This is a genomic window from Niveispirillum fermenti (genome assembly GCF_048066175.1).
Taxonomy (GTDB): Bacteria; Pseudomonadota; Alphaproteobacteria; order Azospirillales; family Azospirillaceae; genus Niveispirillum; species Niveispirillum fermenti.
The window spans coordinates 1-1536 of sequence record NZ_JBLTXA010000088.1; the positions used below are offsets into that span (position 1 = coordinate 1).

General features: G+C 33.9%; 2 protein-coding genes. Both read right to left on the reverse strand.

The annotated features are described in order from the left end of the window. Positions 1-2 precede the first annotated feature (2 nt). Positions 3-488: a hypothetical protein gene (locus tag ACM9LZ_RS25760; protein WP_261191620.1), complete on the reverse strand. Its 486-nt coding sequence runs from the start codon at positions 486-488 to the stop codon at positions 3-5. Between the two features lie 12 nt (positions 489-500). After that, positions 501-1536: VENN motif pre-toxin domain-containing protein (locus tag ACM9LZ_RS25765; RefSeq protein ID WP_416622359.1), on the reverse strand; the 1036-nt coding region annotated here is incomplete at its 5' end.

Here is a 1536-nt window from a genome sequence, read left to right on the forward strand (position 1 = left end):
AGTTAAACCCCATAAGCTCGAGAGAAATTTTCAAATGATTCAGTTAGATGATAAAAATCTGCATTAGGATCATTTTTGACTTCTTGGTATCTAGCTATTAGTTTCTCGATGAGCCTATCAGGTGTTGGATGTGATTTTGGATCATTTTTTGCACAATAGAAATAAAATAAAGCTTTTTCTAGGCAAGGGATACTTAATTGGCGAGCATTTTTATTTAAAAAATCAAATGCGTAATTCCATTCAAATTCGGATAATAATAATCTATTTAGACAGAGAGACTTCAAGAAATCATCGTTAATATTTTTATCAGTCAATATTTTTTTATAATAAAAAAATGCCTTTTTATTATCTAAAGAAGTCAACTCAGATAAATAGTCAAGTAGATCATTTGCTGGATCATCAAATGACCTTGGGTCTACATAACCATAGGTTATATAATTATTTATGCCTACTAATATTTGTTCAATGCTTTTATTTTTTTCACTCATAAGTTGTACTTATTATTTAAAAGCCCCAGCTTCGACCGTAGATAAACGTTTCGAGCCATCTGGCAGGATGGTCCATGTACCATAAACTCGAACATTTCCTTTTGAGCCATTAATAACAATAGATGTTCTTCTATTTGTAGCAGTTACATCATTAGCAGATTTTAGTAATTCATTGATAATCATTGAATTATTTAAAGGTGTGTCTGGTATACCTGCATTATTTAACACCTTATTCATATCTCTTGATTTTTCAACATTATGTATTTTACTTTCTAGTATTCGTAATTTATCAAAATTATTAGGATCTTTAGCAAACTGACTTTGATTTTTTACTTGCAGATCTTTAAGTGCATTATAATCTGCTTTTAATGTTGTTAAATCACCAGATGCTTTACCTCTTAAGTATAATTCAATCTTATCTACAGGTATTGCTGCGTCACCTTTTACTATTGTTGCGTGGGTTTTGCCATGAGCATCGGGTAACCATTTAATACCGCTTTCCATTTGAGCAACTTTTTGAATGGTTTTTGCTGCTGCGCCTGAGACAACAACACTGGTTCCTATATTGCCTAACATTTTTCCTTGCAAAGATCCAACCATCTGTCCTGCAAGCTCTGGATCGTTAACTAGCGCATATTCATATAATTGATTCCATTCAGTAACGGATATTTTAATTGCATCATAAGTCTTATCATAGTTCCAGACTGCTGTTGTTAAGTCAGTAACAGCATCTATTGGGTTTAGAATAGTATTGATTGTACCCTCTATACTTTCTGATATCCCATCTTTCAAGCCATCTTTAGCTCCTTGTTCCCTACCTTTTCTATAGGCATCTTTTTTATTCTGGTCATCGCCATAGACTGCATCTAAATCAATACCATCTACCTGTTTTTGTATACTGGATTCAATGTCTTTCTGTTTTCGACCAGCCAAGTTAAAGGCATTATTCTCAACCGCATTCTTCGCTGCTTGTGAACCAGTAATTGCTCCAGCCATATCACCGGTAGTCAGTCCTCCTGCAAGACCAGAGGCCAACTGACTCAATGCA

Excerpts from the sequence above, each read along its gene's own strand:
- ACM9LZ_RS25760 (WP_261191620.1), bottom strand. The coding sequence starts at position 488 with ATGAGTGAAAAAAATAAAAGCATTGAACAAATATTAGTAGGCATAAAT.